21 protein-coding genes are annotated in these 18,564 nt (G+C 40.0%); 6 read left to right on the forward strand and 15 right to left on the reverse strand.

Annotated features, from left to right (window positions below):
* From EHQ24_RS03125 to rplU, 11 genes are all read right to left on the reverse strand, one after another.
* Positions 1-200 (reverse strand): hypothetical protein (locus tag EHQ24_RS03125; protein WP_244310281.1); only part of this gene is annotated, 200 nt, incomplete at its 3' end.
* 105 nt (positions 201-305) lie between these two features.
* Complete coding sequence (rsfS, locus tag EHQ24_RS03130) at positions 306-671, reverse strand: ribosome silencing factor (RefSeq protein WP_135583415.1); 366 nt, start codon at positions 669-671, stop codon at positions 306-308.
* A 1-nt stretch (position 672) separates the two neighbouring features.
* The gene (locus EHQ24_RS03135; RefSeq protein ID WP_135600251.1) at positions 673-1,830 is read right to left on the reverse strand and encodes a LytR C-terminal domain-containing protein; all 1,158 of its coding nucleotides are present in this window, start codon (positions 1,828-1,830) and stop codon (positions 673-675) included.
* Positions 1,831-2,442, reverse strand: coding sequence for a bis(5'-nucleosyl)-tetraphosphatase (symmetrical) YqeK (gene yqeK, locus EHQ24_RS03140; RefSeq protein WP_135600252.1), 612 nt, complete (start codon positions 2,440-2,442; stop codon positions 1,831-1,833).
* A complete protein-coding gene (locus EHQ24_RS03145) occupies positions 2,439-3,050 on the reverse strand; it encodes a nicotinate-nicotinamide nucleotide adenylyltransferase (protein WP_135600253.1) in 612 nt (203 codons plus the stop codon). The genes yqeK and EHQ24_RS03145 overlap by 4 nt, the downstream gene beginning before the upstream one ends.
* Before the next feature lie 2 nt (positions 3,051-3,052).
* Positions 3,053-4,318, reverse strand: coding sequence for a glutamate-5-semialdehyde dehydrogenase (locus EHQ24_RS03150; protein WP_135600254.1), 1,266 nt, complete (start codon positions 4,316-4,318; stop codon positions 3,053-3,055).
* A gap of 3 nt (positions 4,319-4,321) precedes the next feature.
* Positions 4,322-5,188 (reverse strand): glutamate 5-kinase, encoded by an 867-nt coding sequence (gene proB, locus EHQ24_RS03155; protein WP_135600255.1) that lies wholly within the window; start codon positions 5,186-5,188, stop codon positions 4,322-4,324.
* Positions 5,175-6,200: a GTPase ObgE gene (obgE, locus tag EHQ24_RS03160; RefSeq protein ID WP_135600256.1), complete on the reverse strand. Its 1,026-nt coding sequence runs from the start codon at positions 6,198-6,200 to the stop codon at positions 5,175-5,177. Before obgE ends, proB begins: the two co-directional genes overlap by 14 nt.
* 76 nt (positions 6,201-6,276) lie before the next feature.
* Positions 6,277-6,534 (reverse strand): 50S ribosomal protein L27, encoded by a 258-nt coding sequence (gene rpmA, locus EHQ24_RS03165; protein WP_135600257.1) that lies wholly within the window; start codon positions 6,532-6,534, stop codon positions 6,277-6,279.
* A 3-nt stretch (positions 6,535-6,537) separates the two neighbouring features.
* Complete coding sequence (locus tag EHQ24_RS03170) at positions 6,538-6,867, reverse strand: ribosomal-processing cysteine protease Prp (protein WP_135600258.1); 330 nt, start codon at positions 6,865-6,867, stop codon at positions 6,538-6,540.
* Positions 6,868-7,176, reverse strand: a complete 309-nt coding sequence (gene rplU, locus EHQ24_RS03175) for a 50S ribosomal protein L21 (protein WP_002974492.1) — start codon at positions 7,174-7,176, stop codon at positions 6,868-6,870.
* A 118-nt stretch (positions 7,177-7,294) separates the two neighbouring features.
* Between rplU and typA the strand changes: the two genes are divergently transcribed.
* Positions 7,295-9,103, forward strand: coding sequence for a translational GTPase TypA (gene typA, locus EHQ24_RS03180; RefSeq protein ID WP_135600736.1), 1,809 nt, complete (start codon positions 7,295-7,297; stop codon positions 9,101-9,103).
* A gap of 108 nt (positions 9,104-9,211) precedes the next feature.
* Here typA and EHQ24_RS03185 read toward each other — a convergent pair whose 3' ends face one another.
* Entirely contained in the window at positions 9,212-10,660 is a 1,449-nt protein-coding gene (locus tag EHQ24_RS03185; protein ID WP_135600259.1) for an AsmA family protein, read from the reverse strand.
* A gap of 82 nt (positions 10,661-10,742) precedes the next feature.
* Positions 10,743-11,171: a hypothetical protein gene (locus EHQ24_RS03190; RefSeq protein ID WP_135600260.1), complete on the reverse strand. Its 429-nt coding sequence runs from the start codon at positions 11,169-11,171 to the stop codon at positions 10,743-10,745.
* A gap of 47 nt (positions 11,172-11,218) precedes the next feature.
* Between EHQ24_RS03190 and EHQ24_RS03195 the strand changes: the two genes are divergently transcribed.
* The 4 genes from EHQ24_RS03195 (at position 11,219) to EHQ24_RS03210 (ending at position 16,335) form a co-directional block, all read left to right on the forward strand.
* Positions 11,219-12,226, forward strand: a complete 1,008-nt coding sequence (locus EHQ24_RS03195) for a hypothetical protein (protein WP_135600261.1) — start codon at positions 11,219-11,221, stop codon at positions 12,224-12,226.
* 171 nt (positions 12,227-12,397) lie between these two features.
* Complete coding sequence (locus tag EHQ24_RS03200; RefSeq protein WP_135600262.1) at positions 12,398-14,218, forward strand: GAF domain-containing SpoIIE family protein phosphatase; 1,821 nt, start codon at positions 12,398-12,400, stop codon at positions 14,216-14,218.
* Between the two features lie 9 nt (positions 14,219-14,227).
* Positions 14,228-15,652 (forward strand): ammonium transporter, encoded by a 1,425-nt coding sequence (locus tag EHQ24_RS03205; RefSeq protein WP_135600263.1) that lies wholly within the window; start codon positions 14,228-14,230, stop codon positions 15,650-15,652.
* A 38-nt stretch (positions 15,653-15,690) separates the two neighbouring features.
* Entirely contained in the window at positions 15,691-16,335 is a 645-nt protein-coding gene (locus tag EHQ24_RS03210; protein ID WP_135600264.1) for an LIC11874 family lipoprotein, read from the forward strand.
* On the opposite strand, the gene EHQ24_RS03215 is transcribed toward EHQ24_RS03210, so the two are convergent.
* A complete protein-coding gene (locus EHQ24_RS03215; RefSeq protein ID WP_135600265.1) occupies positions 16,332-17,078 on the reverse strand; it encodes a menaquinone biosynthetic enzyme MqnA/MqnD family protein in 747 nt (248 codons plus the stop codon). The genes EHQ24_RS03210 and EHQ24_RS03215 overlap by 4 nt on opposite strands.
* 71 nt (positions 17,079-17,149) lie before the next feature.
* Between EHQ24_RS03215 and EHQ24_RS03220 the strand changes: the two genes are divergently transcribed.
* The gene (locus tag EHQ24_RS03220) at positions 17,150-18,007 is read left to right on the forward strand and encodes a CheR family methyltransferase (RefSeq protein ID WP_135600266.1); all 858 of its coding nucleotides are present in this window, start codon (positions 17,150-17,152) and stop codon (positions 18,005-18,007) included.
* Here the strand turns inward: EHQ24_RS03220 and EHQ24_RS03225 are convergent.
* A complete protein-coding gene (locus EHQ24_RS03225; protein ID WP_135600267.1) occupies positions 18,004-18,522 on the reverse strand; it encodes an HIT family protein in 519 nt (172 codons plus the stop codon). The genes EHQ24_RS03220 and EHQ24_RS03225 overlap by 4 nt on opposite strands.
* Positions 18,523-18,564 lie beyond the last annotated feature (42 nt).

Here is an 18,564-nt window from a genome sequence, read left to right on the forward strand (position 1 = left end):
AATTCACAAGAAAAATTGCGACATACATAATATAAAATTCCAGAACCAGCTCCTCTTCCCGTAAGGAGTTCTAGTTCTTCTTCGAGTGATTTCGCTTTCGATTCTTCAATCACAAGCCAAACCAAATTAGGATCCTTTAAAGCTGCCAATTTTTTTCGAATGGATCCAACTTCCTTAGGGTCTTTGTCTCTATACACCACTAGAACTCCTTACGGGAAGAGGAGCTGGTTCTGGAATTTTATATTATGTATGTCGCAATTTTTCTTGTGAATTGCCAAAGGACAATTGGGAAGAAACACTCACTCTTATACAACAATAGGAGTGGCGTCGCCCCAGAGACGATCGAGCGAATAGTAGGTTCTCATTTCGTCTGTCATGATATGAACACAAATTTCACCGTAATCGAGAAGGATCCAACCTGTGGCATCTTTCGGAAGGTCGGCGAGGTTTTGTCTTTTGACTGCGAGTTTTAATGGTTTCATGTATTTATCGATGTCTTTTGCACAAGACCGGCCTTGGGTTTCGGTTTTGACAGTGGCGAGTACAAATAAAGATAAATAACTATGGACATCTTTTAGATCCAAAAATTGGATATTTTCACATTTTTTGTCAATTAACGTCTGTTTGATTTTTTTGAGATGTTCTAATGTCTCGGTGCTGATATTCGGCATTTTAGTCCTTGGAATTTTGAAAATCTTCCCCAAGAATCACAGTGGCATCAAGCCCCAAATCCTTTCGGAGTGCGAAGTAAACCCTTCGTCCTTGGAAAGTATCTGAGATAATATCTGTGTACTGTGTGTTTCCGGAGCGGTTAAGGATGATACTGGATTTAAAACTAGAATCCCAGGCATTGTCAACGGAGAGGACTTTCAGACCCTTATCATTCAGAAGCACCTTACCGTATCTGGCAAGCCCATTTTTCGGGGTTCCGTTCAGGACTTCAATCCTAGCTCTTTCCCCTTCGCTAAAAGAAAGGGATCTAAGTTCGCTTGTAAATTTATGAAAGGCTACCTTTACCGTTTCTTCATTGGCTTTTAGAATTTCATCTTTTTGTTTGGGTCTTCCTGTTGGTTCGCCCGGAACTTCGGAAACTCCAAAATGGATTTTTTCTTTTTTCAAGAAATCAATCAAAGTTTCCCATTCCTTAGCTGATAGATTGGTTGTCATTTGAGAGTGGAGGTAGGCAACTCTTTGTTTTCCTAGTAAGTCTCTTTTTTCGTGAATGGCTTCGAGAAGAGTTAAAAATACTGTTTCTTGAATTTCAAGCCTACGGATATAAGAAAGCATTGATTCATCCGAAAGGGAACTCATCCAATCAAAACAATCATCACCATCTAAAACATAAGTTTGTTTGTTCCTAGCGTAGTTTTTTGTTATATGGAGTGACTTTGGTTCAAAGAAAAAACCTAACCCACCCAGTAAATTAATCCAATTTTGAAATTGTGTTTTGGTCCAAACAATTTTAAAAGGAATGTTGGAATCTAAAGTGTCCTCTAAAACAGATTCCACATAAGAAGGAGCAGAACTTCCTTTTTCTTTGAGTGATTTATCTCCATCATCGAAGCTGGTTTTAGGATTTACAAAGAAAAGGGCAGCTTTCTTTTCATTGGGATAAAATTCCGCATACAAAGAAAACAAATATTCATCCTTATCACCTAAGACGGAGAAGAGGATGGGAAGACGTTTGCTTTGAGACAATTTTTGGTCTAAAGAAAATCCACCTTTGGACTTGAAAACTAAAAAAAGAAGGGCAATCAAAAAGAAGGAACCAGCTGTAATGAGTAAAGTTTTGGCAGGAATCGGTTGTTTTTTGGGAGCTTCACGTAACATCTATTTGGTTTCCTTAAGCAAATTTGCAGATTGGTTGTACGTTTGAAACGTAAAAGGATGGATGACTTCCTTTTTTTCCATAAGAAAGGAAATGGTCTGAAAGGCTTTCATAAAAACGCCATAATTTAGATTTTCCATCGTTTTCTCTACCCAATGCGGAAGCTCTTGGTTACGGAAAGCAAAGTCAGATCCTAAAAAATCCGCCGCATAGAGAATTTTGTCCAAAAGTTCGGGAGAACGATTCCCTAAAGTATGAGATGAGATTGCCTTTGTTATTTCTGGATCCGAAAAACCATATTCTTTCTCTAACCATAAAGGCGCAGAAAAGGCATGGAGGGCCTGGGAAGGAATTCCCGTCACATCCAACGAAAATTCTGTGAAAAGTCCTGTATGGATTTCCTGTTTTTTCTGTTTGGTGATGTCATGGCAAAGTCCCGCGAGATAGGCTTTCTTTGGATTGGGATACCCATGAATTTTTGCTAGCGATTCTGCGTAATCGGCAACTCGAAAGATATGTTGGAGGCGAGTCTCTGTCACATGGTTCGGCACTTCTTCTTTAAAAAACGAAATCCAATCTTCCAATGAAAGATTTCCCTCTAGGGTTTTGTTCATTTTGAATTACCGCTTTCCTTTAATTCTAAAAATCTCAGAAGCCGTTCCTTGGTTTGGGGAAGAAGAAATTCGTTCACCAAGTTTCCGTAAAAAATCCTTCGAATCTCCGTGCTACTAATGGGTAAAACTGGATTTGATAATATGTTTACCTTTGTTTTGGGAATCAAACTAGGAATGAAAATTTCTTTAGGATAGGAAGTAACTCTACGCACAACAATGATTTGTTTAATCAAATCTAGAATTTCCAAATAGGATTTCCATTTGCCAAAAGAATCTAAATTGTCTTCACCCATCACGAGGGAAATCTCTGATTTTGGATGGAGATTTCGAAGCGTTTGTAAACTATCAATTGTAAAACTTGTATTTGGTTTTTTGATCTCTTCGTCCCAAAGAATCACATTCTTTGAGAGTAAACCTTCAAATTCAGTAAGACAAAGTTCCCAAATTTCGCTCGCACTAAACTCCTTTCCACCTTCCTTAAAGGGCGAAACAAAATTAGGGCAAATATAAAGAAGAGCCTTTGGATAGGATTTGGAAACGGTTTCAATCACGTGTCTATGGCCCAAATGGGGTGGATTGAAACTTCCTCCAAAAAACAATACTTCCATTTTTAACCGCGGACTTGTCCACTTCCTGTTACATAAGTTGTCGTAGTTGTTAGGTGGATGAGACCCATTGGACCGCGCACATGGAGTTTTCCAGTGGATATTCCCACCTCAGCCCCAAGTCCATATTCACCACCATCATGAAACCGAGTGGAACAGTTGACAAAAATGGCAGCACTATCTAGTTCTTTTTGGAAGGTTTGGATTTCCGTTACATCTTCGGACAAAATACATTCTGTATGACCTGAACTGTATTTTCGAATGTTTTCCATGGCTTCTGAAAGAGAATTAACTATTTTTACGCTGAGTCTAGTATCTAAAAATTCTGTATAAAAATCATCCTCTGACGCTGGTTTAGCGGCTGGCAAAAGTTTTGTAACTGATTCATCTCCGAGAATTTGGATTCCCGCAGATTCTAAATCTTCCAATAATTTCCTTAGATTGGGATAGTCTTTATGAATGAGTAGGTTTTCCAAAGCATTACAAACCCCAGGACGTTGGACTTTTGAGTTGATTAAAATGGGAAGGACTATCTCTGGATTTGCCTGATTTGAAAGATAAAGATTGGTCACACCTTTGTCATGTTTGATGACAGGGATTTTACTATTTTCTGAAACAAAACGAATGAGGGCCTCTCCACCGCGAGGGACAATCACATCAATGAGATCATCCAATTGGAAAAAAGGAACCATAGCCTCTCGATTTGTATTCTCTACAAAAGTCACAACGTCTTTTGTCACACCAGGTAGTTTTTTTTCTTCAATCGCTTGGTGGAATAAAGAAGAAAGGATTAAATTCGAATGATAAGCCTCAGATCCACCACGTAAGATACAAGCATTCCCTGATTTGAAAGATAATGAAGCAATATCGATGATCACATTGGGTCTTGATTCAAAAATTGTCATCACCACACCAATAGGAACACGTTTCGTGAGAAGTTCTAGTCCATTGGGGAGGATGGTGCCACGAACCACTTCACCCACTGGATCTGGCAAATTACGAATTTCTTCGATACTTTTTGCCATCGACTTAATTCGTTTTGAATCCAGTAGAAGGCGATCCATCATGGCAGAGGACAAACCTTTTTCTTTTCCATTCTGCATATCGAGTTTATTTTTTTCGATGATAACCGATTCATTTTGGATGAGGAGTTCTTCCACCCGGCCCAATACGGAATTTTTTTCTAAAGTGGTAAGACCTTTTAGGGCTCTACTTGCCAGTTTGGCTTTCGTTGCTAAGTCTTTCGCGTAACTTGTTAATTCATCTGCCATAGTTCACTCCGCTTGAAAGGAAAAAAAATGAGTTTGGATTTCGGATGCATTGGGTACTCGGTGTGACAAAGAAGAATCAGCAACCAAAGTTCCAAAGTTTTCAACTTCAAAAAACTTAGCGATTGCATGTTTTTTTTCACCGTTCACAATCCCAGTTTTGATTCCATATGGTAACAAAAGTTTTGCGGCATTGATTTTAGTAAACATCCCACCAGTTCCAGGTCCTGATGGTCCTGTTGCCAATTTTTCTGTTTCTTTGGTGATTTCTGTGAATAAATCAATTTTAGATTGGTCTTTTAAAAATCCATCCACACCAGTGAGAATGAGGAGTAGGTCAGCTCCTACAATGGAGGCAACAATCGCAGACAGAATGTCGTTATCACCCAAATTGATTTCTTCTGTAGAGACAGAATCGTTTTCATTTACTATGGGCAAAATTCCCCAATCCAGAAGTTGACGAAAGGTTTGTTTTAAATTGGTAAAACTCTTTTCCTCATTTAAATCTTTTCTTCCAAATAAAATTTGGGCAATTGGGACATTGACTCGACTAAAAAAACTTTCGTAAAGATTCAGGAGTTTATTTTGGCCCATGGCAGCAAACGCTTGTTTTTCGGCCAATGTGGTTTTTCCGTTAGGCAGAGAGATAGGCCCACTTTGGTCCACCAGAAGTTTTTTTCCTTGGGCAATAGCACCAGAAGAAACAAGGATTACTTCCTTTCCTTGGTCACGGAGTGTACGAATGTCACCGACTAAATCATATAAAAAATCATTAATTTTAGATTCTTCACCGGAAACACGAGCACTTCCGATTTTGATCACAATGAGTTTGGCCTTCTTTATGGAGTCTAAAAAATCCTTACGTGTTTTCATAAACTAACTTTGCTTTGTCTTCAAAAAATACTTTGTCGATTCGTTCCAGTAAGTAATCTAAATTGGATTCCTTGTCGGCAGAAATACAAATGATTTCCCCTAACTTCGAATAATTCTTTTTGATCTCTTCGGTAAAAGTAGGATCGTTATCCCAAATATCCATTTTGTTAATGACAATTAAGAATTTTTTATTCAAAAGCGACTGGTTGTAGTTCCCAAGTTCACTTCTTAACATTTCCAATTCTTCCTCGAGTTGTAAATTTCCACCATCAAAAAGAAAAAGAATCCCTTGGACTCGTTCGATATGTTTTAAAAAACTAATCCCAAGGCCTACACCCCGAGAAGCACCCTCAATGATTCCAGGAATGTCCGCTACTGTATAACGAAACAAATCTTCATGTCTATGCACCACACCAAGATTAGGTGATAGGGTAGTAAAAGCATATCCCGCAATTTTTGGATGGGCGTGGGTGATTTTTGCGAGTAGGGTCGACTTACCAGCATTCGGTAAACCAACAATACCAATGTCTGCCAGTAACTTTAATTCTAAAATTAGAGAAAACTCTCCACCTTCTTCACCGGGTTGGCTGTATCTAGGTGCTTGTTGGACTGATGTTTTAAAAAATGTATTTCCTTTTCCACCACGTCCGCCGGTCGCTATGGTAAAACTTTCGCCGTCGTGGTTGAAATCATAGATGAGTTCCATTGTCACAGAATCAATGATTTGAGTTCCTACAGGAACTTTGAGAATCAAATCTTCTCCGTTTTTTCCATTTCGGTTTTGACCAAGTCCTGGTTCTCCGTTTTGGGCTGCATACATACGGTCAGGGAGGTAGTTTTCTAAAGTCATCATCCTACCTTCGGCAAGAAAGATGACATCACCACCTTTGCCACCGTCACCACCATCCGGTCCACCAAATTCTACAAATTTCTCTTTATGGAAATGGACAGAACCTGCCCCTCCGTGTCCGGCTCGAATTTGAATGGGTACTTCGTCGATAAATCCGCTCATAATTTCCTTTGGTCAAAAAAAAACCCGTTTAAGGGAGATCCTAAAACGGGTTTTGCCTCTCAAATGTATGAGAGGATTACACTTTCGGGTAAACGGAGATTTGTTGTCTTTCTTTAGTTACATGTTCGAAAGTCACAACACCGTCCACAAGTGCGTAAAGAGTATGGTCACGACCAATCCCTACATTTTTTCCGGGTTTGTATTCAGTTCCTCTTTGGCGAACGATAATGTTTCCAGCAATTGCTAGTTGACCACCATAAACTTTTACACCAAGTCTTTTCGATACCGAATCACGACCGTTCTTTGTGGATCCACCACCTTTCTTTGTAGCCATTGTTTACCCCTTTATTATTTCGTCTTGGATGGAAATCGCTTGGGAATGAGAGTGTCCTAAAGATTTTAATCCAAACTCGACCATGGAAAGTAGGCTTTGGTAGCCATCTCTTTGGGTCGGTTTTACTAAAAACCTCAAGTATCCGTCTCGTTTTTCTTCCGTTTTCAAACTGTTTTGTGATGCCAAATATGAGTGAGCACTCTGAACCAGAGTGGAGACCCCTGCACACAAAAGATTTTCGCCTTTCGAACCTAAGTCCTTGGGAGAATGTCCTTCCAGTTGGATTCCTGCGATTTTCCCTCCTAAATCTTTAAAAATCTTACTATAAATCAATTATCCGTTGATGGAAACTACTTGGAGTTTTTGAAGTTGTTGTCTATGACCCCAAGACTTCTTGTAGTTTTTTCTTTTTTTGTATTTAAAGCCGTGGATTTTTTCACCCTTACAGTCTTCTAATACTTTCAAAGTGACTTTTGCACCAGACAATGCTGGGGAACCAATGTTCACTTTGTTGTTATCGGAAAGGAGTAGGACTTTCGTTTCTACTGTGCTTCCAACCGAGTTTCCTGTTTTTTCTGCGACGAATACCTGGTCAGGAGACACTTTAAATTGTTTGGCTCCAAGTTCAATGATGGCGAACATATAACTATCCTAATCTCTTTCTCGAATGTAGTTCTTACCAGGATTTCTGATGGGCACCTCTTGTCAAACTGAAATCCCCATTTACAGCCTAACCGGATTAGAATTTCTGGTAAAAACAATGGAAATTCGCAACATCGCCATCATCGCACACGTCGACCACGGTAAGACGACACTAACAGATTGTATCCTTCGCCATACGGGCGCCGTAACTGCAAAAGAAGACCGAGAAAGAATCATGGATTCCAACACTTTGGAACAGGAAAAAGGGATCACCATCCTTGCCAAGAACACTTCGGTAAAATACAAAGGCACCCGCATTAATATCGTAGACACTCCAGGTCACGCGGACTTCGGAGGGGAAGTGGAACGAGTTCTGTCCATGACAGACTGTACACTTTTACTAGTCGATGCTTTCGACGGTCCGATGCCACAAACTCGATTTGTGCTTGGAAAATCACTCCAACTTGGCCACAAACCAATTGTTGTTGTGAACAAAGTAGACCGTGAAGGTGCAAGACCAGGATATTCAGTGGACAAAGTATTTGATTTGTTTAGTGACCTTGGTGCCACTGAAGAACAGTTAGACTTTCCTATCATCTATGCATCAGCGAAACAAGGTTGGGCAGTAAACCAACTTTCCGAAGTACCGGGTGTAAACATTGAACCACTTCTGGATAAAGTTTTGGAACATGTGGCTGCCGTAAAAAACGAAAGTGACAAAGCCCTCCAATTCCAAGTCACTGCACTTGATTACAACGAATACGTTGGTCGTATTGCCATTGGTAAAATCTACCAAGGAACCATGAGAAAAGGTGCGGATGTAACACTCGCAAAAACAAATGGAACCACTGCTAATTATAAAATTACAAAACTTTATGGTTACGAAGGACTCACTCGTTACGAAATCGACGAAGCTGGATCCGGAGATATCGTGGCTATGGCTGGGATTCCAGATGTGTTCATCGGGGATACAGTTTGTGATTTAGGAAATCCACTCCCTCTTCCTGCCATCCAAGTAGAAGAGCCAACTGTTTCCATGTTCTTTATGGTCAACAACTCTCCGTTTGCTGGGAAAGAAGGTAAATTTGTTACGACACGTAACCTAAGAGAACGACTTGACCGAGAATTGGAAACCAACGTGGCACTTCGTTTGGAAGAAACAGAAGACAAAGATCGTTTTAAAATTTTAGGACGTGGGGAACTCCACTTATCCATCCTCATTGAAAACATGCGTAGAGAAGGATACGAACTCCAAGTTTCTCGCCCAGAAGTAATCATCAAACAAAACGAACTGGGTGAAAAAATCGAACCTTATGAAACCCTTGTGATGGATCTTCCTGACCAGTATTCTGGTGCTTGTATCCAAGAACTGAACCGCCGTAAAGGTGAGTTAACAGGAATGGACGCTCACACTTCTGGAATCACTCGTGTGGAATACACCATTCCGACAAGAGGCCTAATTGGATTTAGAGGTCATTTTATTTCTGAAACTCGTGGTGAAGGGGTTATGTCTAGCCGTTTCCTACGTTTTGATAAATACAAAGGTGAAATTCCTGGTCGTAAAAACGGAGCCCTTATTTCTATGGACTCAGGGGAATCAACAGCTTATGCTCTATGGAAAGTGCAAGAACGTGGGGATCTTTTCATTGAACCACAAGTAGCAGTTTATCCTGGTATGATCCTTGGAATGAATAGCAGGGATTCTGACTTAGAAGTGAACCCAGTGCGTGAGAAAAAACTCACAAACGTTCGTGCTTCTGGATCGGATGAAGCGATTCGTTTGGTTCCACCAAAGAAACTCACTTTGGAACAATCCATTGAATTTTTGGATGATGATGAACTTTTGGAAGTGACTCCACAAAGTTTGCGTCTTCGTAAAAAAGTTTTGGATGCGAGTATGAGAAAAAGATCTGGTGGCGGAAGATAAGTAGAATTTAAAACTCTAACTGATTTCTAAAACCAAACAAAAAAGGGACTAATGATTTAGTCCCTTTTTTTATACGAAAGGAGAAAAGTGAAGTAATGTTTCTTTAGATTAAAATCCCAATCCTTTGAGAGCATCTCCAGCACCTGGAATTTTTTTCAACGCGTCTCCTGCTTTTCCTTTGATCACTTCTTTGACAGCTCCACCAATTAAATCGGTTAAGGTTCCGAGGCCAACGCCCAGTTCCACACTTGGATTCCGAATGTCACCATAAGTTCGAAAGGGAATGAATAACCTTTCGTCTTTGACTAAGTTCCCAACAATTTTATTGCGGAGTGCTTTGGGATCTCCTTGGCCTTTGGTGGCTTGTTTGATTTTTTCATCCACAGAAGCGAGTGACTTTTTGGATTCATCTTCATCATATAACATTCCCATTTTCATTTCATGGTAGTTCGTAGTGGTGATGATGTAGGATCCTTTGGTGATTTGTAAGTCATAGTTTTTGGTTGGGAAAGTAGGTTCATCGAGAAATGTGACTTTTCCATTGCTATATTCTACTTGGAAGGATACGTCTTTTTTTAGTTCCGCTTTTTCTTTTAGTTTATCTAGTTTTAATCCCGCTTGGTTCAGAGCTGGTAATTCCCCTGCGATGGCATCAAAAGCAGCAAATCCAGAAACGAAGGAATCTTCTTTCATGGTAACTTCATAAATGACTTTAGGATTCACTAGTCCAGTTTTGACAACAAAGGGAGTTACTTTTCCTTCGGTTTCTAATATAAACTTAGCAGCTTCTTTTTTATTTCTGCCAATGATAGTGACATCGGCATCAAAATTCACATTTACATTGTTATGCGAATTAAGATCACTTCCGTCAATGTCAATGTCTTTTAATTCTAAGTCCAATTTTTGAATTTGAATTTGTTGGCCTGTTTTACGCATAAACACTTGGATCGTTCCTTCTTGGATCCCAACAAGTCCCATCTTTATGGCGATTGGAATGTCTTTGATCGAAAATGGGCCAGATGGCGGGGCACTCGCTTTTTCTTTTGCTTCTTCTTCCTCTGCTGCTTTTTTTTCCGCTAACGCTTCTTGGGAAAGTGCTGGGTTCTTTTCTCCATCTACAATTTTAGGTGTTTTGAAAAGGGAAGTTAGATTATTTCCTCCATCCTCATTCATAGTCAGAGAGATTTCTGGTTTTTTTAGAACAATTTTGTTTACCTTTAAGGTTTTGGTCAGAAGGGCTAAAAAAGAAATTTTAACTTCCGCTTTTCCAAGTTGGATGAGGCCTTTTGGTTTGGATTTTCTTTGGTCGAGCGGAATGCCTTTGTTTGCCACTTCATCGCGGGGAGCAAGAATGATACCTTCGATCTCGATTCCAGAAAGAACATTGAACAAACTGATATTGACTGATTCGACATGAGCTCGCACATTGATTGCTGATTCGATTTGTTTGACAAGAAAACTAGGGGTGATGAAACTCCCAGCAAAAACTAACGCGATGATTACGATGAGAAGAATGGCAGCAAAAAAAGCCCCAATTCCATACCCTATTTTTTTCATATTGTCTCCTAATTTCGGCACTTATGAGTGGAATAGAGACTAAGTTCAATTTTGTTTCTGTAAAGTAAAAAAGGGAAAGAAATTAATTCAAAAACCGAACCGAACTTATGATATTGGTTAGCTGTTGGAAGAGTTCATCTCCCACTTCTTCATCGGAGTTGTAAGTGACGAGGAGCATTCTTGTATGGTTGGCCACCATATACACCATCCACACTCGGTCTTCTTTTAGAAATTCACAGGCACGAATGGAGGAACCTTCATTATTTTCAAAAACCGCTACGTTTTCGGCATCGTAGTCAATTTCATGGATTTTTAAATAGTTTTCTAACTCGTAGTCTACGTTAAAATCTTCTTGTTTGGATTCGAAGGCATACACCTGTAAGGCCCCACCGCCATCTGGATGGAAAAAGGCAGGAATTTCTTCCACGACCATATGTTCCCAATTGGCTGGGAAAAGAAAGGAATACCAACCTTGGGGAGATTGAAATTGTTTGTACATAGGTTTTGTCATTAGAAATCCCTTTTCTTTCCAATAAATCTTTGGAGTAATGGCAGTAAATGATTTTCAAAAGAAAATGGTATTTCCTCTCCCTTAGTTTCTATCTCTTTGTCTTTCTACCTGGAAGTATCTTTGCACAAATTTCTGGTAATGAATCCGCATACCCTTCCGCCTATTTGCTTGGTCTTTCGTCCTCCGGTGTGGTTACAAAAAACTCAATGGGAAGTCTCTATGGAAATACAGCATTTCTCGCAGATACTGGAAAACATTTAGTCGATGCGGGAGTAAACGCGAGTTATGCGAATTCAAAAATTTCTCCCCTATATCTTGCCGGGGCTTTATATTTTTCTTATTCTGATTCCTTGGGATTTGGATTTCGCGGAAAACCTGTTTTCCTTCGTTCCTTTCCTGTAGATGAAAGGTTTTCCAATTATGCTTTCCAAGGATTTGTCAGTTGGAAATTAAATGAATATTTATCATTTGCCTTTCACCTAGGTCCAGGAGTTTCTGGAAGGCTTGGAGGGTATAGTTCTTATTCTTGGAACGTATCGGCATCCACAGCTTTCCAATACGGCAATTTTCGACTTGGTGTTATCTTGGAGTCTCCAGGAAGTTATAGGTTTGATAAGTATTTAGGATCGGAAAGATTAAAGGAAAAACTTTCTGAACGTTTGTTAGTTGGTATAGGGTATAAAATCACAGAAACGATAGACCTTCAAATGGAAGGAAATCGAACTTTTTATGAACGTTCCCATATTTCTTTAAATGGGGCAAACAATGATTCAAATTATCCGATTCGCACTATGTATGCAGGTAACATTGGTTTAGCGATTGGGAAAATAGAATCCTTCCAAGTTCTTACAGGACTCGGTCGGGAATTCCGGGCTGACTCCAGTTTGAGGGGATTTTATACTGCCTCTTTAGGAATTGCTGGTTCTATTTTTCCATCTGAGTTAGGGCCAGGGTATTTGTATTCGGTTTCTGTTCAAAGAGCGGGCCTCAGCGTTCCCGAAAGAGAAGGGGCAGAAACCAGAGCAGCAGCACAAATCCAGATTCAGTTCCAATGACGAACAGCATTTGCTTAAAATATAAGCAAATTGGATGTTTTCCATAAATACCTAATAGCCCTTCCGCTCAAATATCGCACATAATGTAGAGAAATATATGATATTCTGACTTCTTTAGGCGAGATGCACTGTCGGTACGATACTTGCATCTAAATCAGAAAGGTATCCTATATGGTTGATTTCAAAGTTTCCAAACGAATGCTCGTCAACTTCCGCGGACAAAACAAAGTCGTGGGAGGATTAACAGATAAAGATAAAATCGCGATCCTTCTCTACATTTCCAAAGAATTTGCTAATTTAGATAGAGAAGACCAACTCTTTTCGAAAGTCATCCTGATCTGTCAGGAAATTTTTGAGTCGGACAACACAACACTCCGACTTTGGGACGGAGAGTTTCTCGTCCCCGTTAAGTTTGTCAAAGAAACAGAACCTCCTCGTCGTAATTTAGTTTCAGGAGAAGGTTATTCTGGTTCCGTCTTTGCCACAAGAGAACCGGTTCTAGTCAATGACCTCACTCGTTCTGCTCACTTCTTTGATGAAGGAGAAACCACTAAATCGGTTATGTGTGTTCCCATCATGCAAAAAGAAGAAATTCTTGGGACACTGGCTGTAGAAAGTGAAAGGGAAAATTTTTATATCACTGATGACTTGGAAATTCTCGAAGCATTAACATCACAGTTAGCACTGGCTCTCTATGGAGTTCGACTGATTGAAGGTCTTGTGACAGCAAGAGCCAGAGAAGCTGCCATCCTAAATCAGTTAGAATGGGATTTGAAGATGGGACGAAATGTCCAAAGCCAAATTCTCCCTCAAGATTTAAGCGCTTGGAACGGAATTTATTTTGCAAGCCACTATGAACCGATGGCAGAAGTCAGCGGAGACTTGGTTGACATAGTGAGACAAGGCCATTCCCTCACGGCAATTAACATCGATGTGTCGGGACATGGAATTCCAGCGGCCCTTGTCACCATGGCCATCCACCACCAGTTTCGTAGATCGGTAATGGCGGGACTTGGACTCACGGAAATTATGGAAGAACTTGGTGAAAAACTAAGGGAACAACTTCCGGAGTCTACTTACTTCACTGCCTTTATGGTTCGTATTTTTAGCGATTACACTTTTGGTTATGTAAATGCAGGCCACCAACGTATGTTACATTACAAAGCTGCTGATGATACTTTCATTCAGTATGATACGAAAGGTGTTCCACTGGGAATTCTTCCTGTAAGAAAAATTGATTACGAAGAAAAACAAGGCAAACTAGAACCTGGTGATTTTTTACTCTTAATTTCAGATGGGTTTAGTGAACAAAGAAATCATATGAAAGATGAAGTGGGAGTGGATCGAATTCTCACATGGTTACAAGACGAAAGAGAAAAACTTGTTATGGAAGGTCGTGGAAAAGTTGATTTAAAAAAATTGTCAGCTGCCTTTGTGAATCGGTTTCGTGCTTACCAAGGTGACGTTCCCAATGGAGATGATTTGAGCTTTTTATTCCTCTATTGTGGGGATTCTATTCCAGAAGCTTCGCATTACATTCAAATGGCGAAACAATCCAATTCTAAAATGAAAATGGAAGAGGCTTATGCACAAGCATTGAAAGCCTTTAGCATTGATTCATCTTTAAAGGAAATTTTGGTATTTTTGGGGAAAATGTATTACCGAGACGGAAAATACAACGAAGCCATTCGGTATTTAGAAGAGTATCTACGAACATCCGGGGACAATACAGCGGCATCTCATTTTATGATGGGACGAGCTTATTATAAAGCCGGAATGATTTCAGAAGCAAAACGAGCGTTAAAGATGGCACTTTCTAGTGACCATAGTTTTGCTAAGGCAAGTATCTTACTTGCGCAATGTTATTTGAAAGAAAATGCGAAACCAAAAGCGATCAAAGTATTGCAACAAGGCGTAAAGAACACACCTCAAAGTATGGAATTAAAAACTTCACTTTTAAGGTTAGAATCACATTCGCAGAAAGTCAGTTAAGGAAAATATATGAAACAGTTTGGAATATTATTTAGTTTAAGTATCCTTCTGATTGCTTCCAGCTTAGGAGCGGAAGAATCGGAAGGTAACAAAGAGAGTCTAGAAACATTGGCAAAAGAAATGGCAGGTATCAAAGTTTCATTAGCAGAGACTAAACTTGCTTTAGAAACCACCAAACAGGAGTCAAACTGGGTTTGGACCTGTATCGCAGCCTTTCTTGTATTTTTTATGCAAGCGGGGTTCGCTTACGTGGAGGCGGGATTCACTAGGGCTAAAAATGCAGTGAACATCCTTATGAAAAACTTTTCTGACTTAACCGTCGGTGCCATTGCCTATTGGGTGGTTGGTTTTTCGATAATGTTTGGGCCACAAGTCCTAACAGGATTTGGAGTTGGAGTTCCTGCTTTTGCTGAAAGTCTGATCAATGCAGAGGATGGAAGTATGGATCCAGCTAAGTATACTTTCTTCATCTTCCAAATCGTTTTTGCAGCAACGGCAGCAACGATTGTATCAGGGGCTATGGCCGAGAGGACAAAGTTCTCTGCCTATTTGGTATTTTCCATTATCATCACCGCCTTCATTTACCCTATCTTTGGATCTTTCGCTTGGGGTAGTTTACTCGGGGTCTCTACGGGATTTTTAGAATCCCTTGGACTTGGCGGCGGTGAAGGTGTTGGGTTTCATGATTTCGCCGGATCGACTGTGGTTCATAGTGTGGGTGCTTGGGCAGGTCTTGCTGGTGCCATAGTGGTTGGACCGCGTATGGGAAAATTCCAAACCGACGGACGGGTCTATCCGATTTTGGGACACAATATGTCGATGGCAGCTCTTGGTGTCTTTATCCTTTGGTTTGGTTGGTTTGGGTTTAACCCTGGTTCGACGACTTCTATCGAAGGTGGAAGTTTTGCAAGGATTGCCGTTGTCACTCACATGTCTGCTTGTGCGGGTGCCATTTCTGCGATGATCCTCACATGGCTTTTGTTCAAAAAACCAGAAATTGGCCTCACTCTCAACGGGGGACTTGCCGGTCTTGTTGCCATCACTGCGCCCTGTGATGTCGTAAGCATTACTGGTGCTGTGGTGATCGGATCGGTAGCGGGTGTTCTTGTGATTGTATCAGTCCTTTTTCTGGACAAAATCAAAATTGATGATCCTGTGGGTGCGGTTTCCGTTCATGGTGTCTGTGGCGCTTGGGGGACACTCTCTGTGGGGCTTTTCAGTTTAGAAACAGGGCTTTTTGCGGGAGCAGGTTTTGCTCAGTTTGCTGCCCAAGCCATCGGTGTGGTGACTGCTTTCTTATGGGCCTTTCCGACGAGTTTCCTTATGTTTTATGTAATCAAAAAAACTATGGGACTTCGAGTTTCGGAGGAAGAGGAATTACTCGGACTGGATATTTTGGAACACGGAAACGAGGCTTACCCCGTTTCTAAATAGTCCTTGACCCTAGGCTTTCCACATGGGAAGCCTAGGGTGTGTTTCGTTTCCTTCCGTTTACCCTCATTTTGTTTTTCCTTTTTGGCTGTTTTGAATACGAAGAAACCATTCTCTTTCGAAAACAAAGTTCGGGAACGGTGGAGATTTCCTATACTGTACCTTTAAAAAAGGACTCAAACGACTCACTCATAAAATTCTTACCGACTTCCAAGGAAGAAATTATAGGTTCTATCAAAAAAAAATCGAATAACAACCTACAGGTGAGAGATTTTACTTTTCGAGAACTTGAAAAATCTGAAACAACAGATATGTATTTCAAACGAAAGGGGAAAGTATCCTATAAATTAGATTTTGAAGATCCCTTACATTTGGAAGGAGTTCTTGTAGGAACTTTTTCTATCAAATCCAAACCAAGAACCCTTCTCATCAAAAGAGATTTTCCAAACCTAACAGATAGTTCTGTTATCGAATCGGGTGCGGGTGAAAAAAAAATCATTTCAGAAACTTCAAGACTACTTAGAGAAGGACGAATTCAGTTCAAAGTTTTATTCCCTAAAGATTCGGAATGTAGCTCCAACAGAGGATTCATTGGACTCGGAAATTTAACTTACCAAATCCCCCTCCAAGAAACATTGGAAAATCCGGAATCCAAAACCTGGGAATATAAAATTCGTTTTTTTTAGATCAGATTTAATTCTTTTGCTGTTTTGATAAATAAATCAAACCCATCTAAGTTTTTCTGTTCCGGAATGTAATGTAACTCCTGTTTGAGATACCTGTCGGTCACGGCAATGGGAAGTCTCTTTTCTTCTTTGATGATCGAGTCGAGTTCTTTCAATCCGTATTCCAAAGCAGTTAAAAAAAGGCGGTCGTCCCAAACTTTTCCTTTGGGAAAGGCCCAAAAAGCAAAACTAAAATAAAGTCCAGTAGAATGATTCCACCATTCCGCAAGGTCTACCACTTGGTATCCAGGAACTGGTGTTTGTAAAAGAGCATGGTCACCAAAAAGTAAGTGGGATCCTTTTCCTTCTTTCATCATTTCTGAAATCTCTGAAGCAGGGGTCGGAACTACCTCCACTAACTTTCCAAATTCTCTGAAAAGTAGGCATTGGAGGAGGGCGACACTCGAACGAGAACCTTTGTCGGTATAAACAACCTTTGGCAAACCAGACTCAGATTCGTGACGGAAAAAGAGAACAGAACGAACTACATCTTTTGCGCAAACTCCCACAATTTTCGTGTAGTCCAAAGTCTCACGATTTCTTTCACATTCAATGGATGATACCAGAGCACAATCTAACTCTCCTTGTTTTAAGAGTTCAATCAGGACACTTGGATTCTCGTAAACTGGTATATATCCGGAAGTTCTCTCAAAATAGAGGGTGAGGGGGCGGGCATTCAGGTGTTTTACGATGCCAATTTTCATTATCTAGTATCCCTTCTAAAAAACAACTTGTCAGAACGAGAAAAACGTGTCGAATCACTTACGAGGGCAAATTGGACTTTCGAACATCTTTAAACACAATCGGTGATGCTGAATTTGAATTCATCAAAAATTTAGTGTACAAACAAGCAGGTATCTTTTTAGCACCCCATAAAAAAATTATGGTGCAGTCTAGACTCAATGCACGACTTCGCACATTGGGAATTGTTAGTTTTGAAAACTATGTTGCTAAACTCAAACTAGATCCGAAGTTTGCAACGGATGAAATGCAAGAGCTCATCAATCGTATAACAACAAACAAAACTGATTTTTTTCGTGAGAACCATCATTTTGAATTTTTAAAAACACAATACTTCCCTGCTTTAGAACAAGCTGCGGCTGCCGGTGGCCCCAAAACTTTGCGGATTTGGTGTTCTGCTTCCTCCACTGGGGAAGAACCTTATTCCATTGCCATTACCGTTTATGAATATTTTAATACCAAACCAGGTTGGAATTGTAAAATTTATGCCTCAGACATCGATACACAAGTGATAGCCACTGCGAAAAAAGGACTGTATCGAGATGAAAGGTTAGAACCAGTTTCTGACGCAATGAAATCCAAACATTTCATCAAAACTACGGATAAAGACCATGTGTTTTATGAAGCCAAACCTCATTTGAAAGCACTCATCGATTTCAAACAAATCAACCTCTTACAATTTCCATTTCCTATCTCTGAAAAATTGGATTTAATTTTTTGTAGGAATGTTGTGATTTATTTTGATAAACCAACCCAGAAAACATTATTTCAAAATTTTGAGTCGAGTTTGAAACCCAAAGGATATTTGATTTTAGGTCACTCAGAAACTATGTTTGGAATTTCCGATAGTTTTAAATTTTTGGGTCATACCATTTATCAGAAAAAAGATTAATCGGTAACTTCTTCCGACCAAAGTTTTTTTAAGTCATCCCACATTTGGTAGGGCTCATAGATAACAATTCTCGTATTGGAAATTACATCTAAAAATCCTGCCTCATTGGGAAACCGGGGAACAATATGTTCATGGATATGGGGGATGGAGCCTCCACTATTTTTCCCGAGATTAAAACCAATATTAAAGCCCTGCACCCGCCATTGTTTCTCTAAAATTCTCATCGCTTTTTGTGTGAGTTTATGAATGTCTAAAGCCTCATCTTCTGTTAACTCTAGGTAATGGATGATATGGCGTTTGGGAAAGATGATGATATGTCCCGGGTTGTAAGGGAAAAGATTGACGGAGACAATCGAAAGTTCTGTTTCTGCAATGGTCAGATTGGGAACAATTTCGTTTTTATCGCGAACTCCACAGAGAATACAGTCCACATTGGGTCTATCTCCTTTGGCATAACCCAATTTTCCTATACTGAAGAGGTTTTTTCTAATGGAGTGTTCTTCATAGGAGCTCATTGATACTTTCAATCTCCCTAAAGGATTAAAGGATTGCAAGGA

This window comes from Leptospira noumeaensis, assembly GCF_004770765.1.
GTDB classification, from domain to species: Bacteria; Spirochaetota; Leptospiria; order Leptospirales; family Leptospiraceae; genus Leptospira_A; species Leptospira_A noumeaensis.

Bases quoted from the DNA above. Each gene is read 5' to 3' on its own strand.
- rsfS (WP_135583415.1), bottom strand. From the start codon at position 671: ATGCCGAATATCAGCACCGAGACATTAGAACATCTCAAAAAAATCAAA.
- typA (WP_135600736.1), top strand. From the start codon at position 7,295: ATGGAAATTCGCAACATCGCCATCATCGCACACGTCGACCACGGTAAG.
- rpmA (WP_135600257.1), bottom strand. From the start codon at position 6,534: ATGGCTACAAAGAAAGGTGGTGGATCCACAAAGAACGGTCGTGATTCG.
- EHQ24_RS03135 (WP_135600251.1), bottom strand. From the start codon at position 1,830: ATGTTACGTGAAGCTCCCAAAAAACAACCGATTCCTGCCAAAACTTTA.
- EHQ24_RS03185 (WP_135600259.1), bottom strand. From the start codon at position 10,660: ATGAAAAAAATAGGGTATGGAATTGGGGCTTTTTTTGCTGCCATTCTT.
- EHQ24_RS03150 (WP_135600254.1), bottom strand. From the start codon at position 4,318: ATGGCAGATGAATTAACAAGTTACGCGAAAGACTTAGCAACGAAAGCC.
- EHQ24_RS03215 (WP_135600265.1), bottom strand. From the start codon at position 17,078: ATGAAAATTGGCATCGTAAAACACCTGAATGCCCGCCCCCTCACCCTC.
- rplU (WP_002974492.1), bottom strand. From the start codon at position 7,176: ATGTTCGCCATCATTGAACTTGGAGCCAAACAATTTAAAGTGTCTCCT.
- proB (WP_135600255.1), bottom strand. From the start codon at position 5,188: ATGAAAACACGTAAGGATTTTTTAGACTCCATAAAGAAGGCCAAACTC.
- yqeK (WP_135600252.1), bottom strand. From the start codon at position 2,442: ATGAACAAAACCCTAGAGGGAAATCTTTCATTGGAAGATTGGATTTCG.
- EHQ24_RS03205 (WP_135600263.1), top strand. From the start codon at position 14,228: ATGAAACAGTTTGGAATATTATTTAGTTTAAGTATCCTTCTGATTGCT.
- EHQ24_RS03145 (WP_135600253.1), bottom strand. From the start codon at position 3,050: ATGGAAGTATTGTTTTTTGGAGGAAGTTTCAATCCACCCCATTTGGGC.
- EHQ24_RS03200 (WP_135600262.1), top strand. From the start codon at position 12,398: ATGGTTGATTTCAAAGTTTCCAAACGAATGCTCGTCAACTTCCGCGGA.
- obgE (WP_135600256.1), bottom strand. From the start codon at position 6,200: ATGAGCGGATTTATCGACGAAGTACCCATTCAAATTCGAGCCGGACAC.
- EHQ24_RS03225 (WP_135600267.1), bottom strand. From the start codon at position 18,522: ATGAGCTCCTATGAAGAACACTCCATTAGAAAAAACCTCTTCAGTATA.
- EHQ24_RS03195 (WP_135600261.1), top strand. From the start codon at position 11,219: ATGATTTTCAAAAGAAAATGGTATTTCCTCTCCCTTAGTTTCTATCTC.
- EHQ24_RS03190 (WP_135600260.1), bottom strand. From the start codon at position 11,171: ATGACAAAACCTATGTACAAACAATTTCAATCTCCCCAAGGTTGGTAT.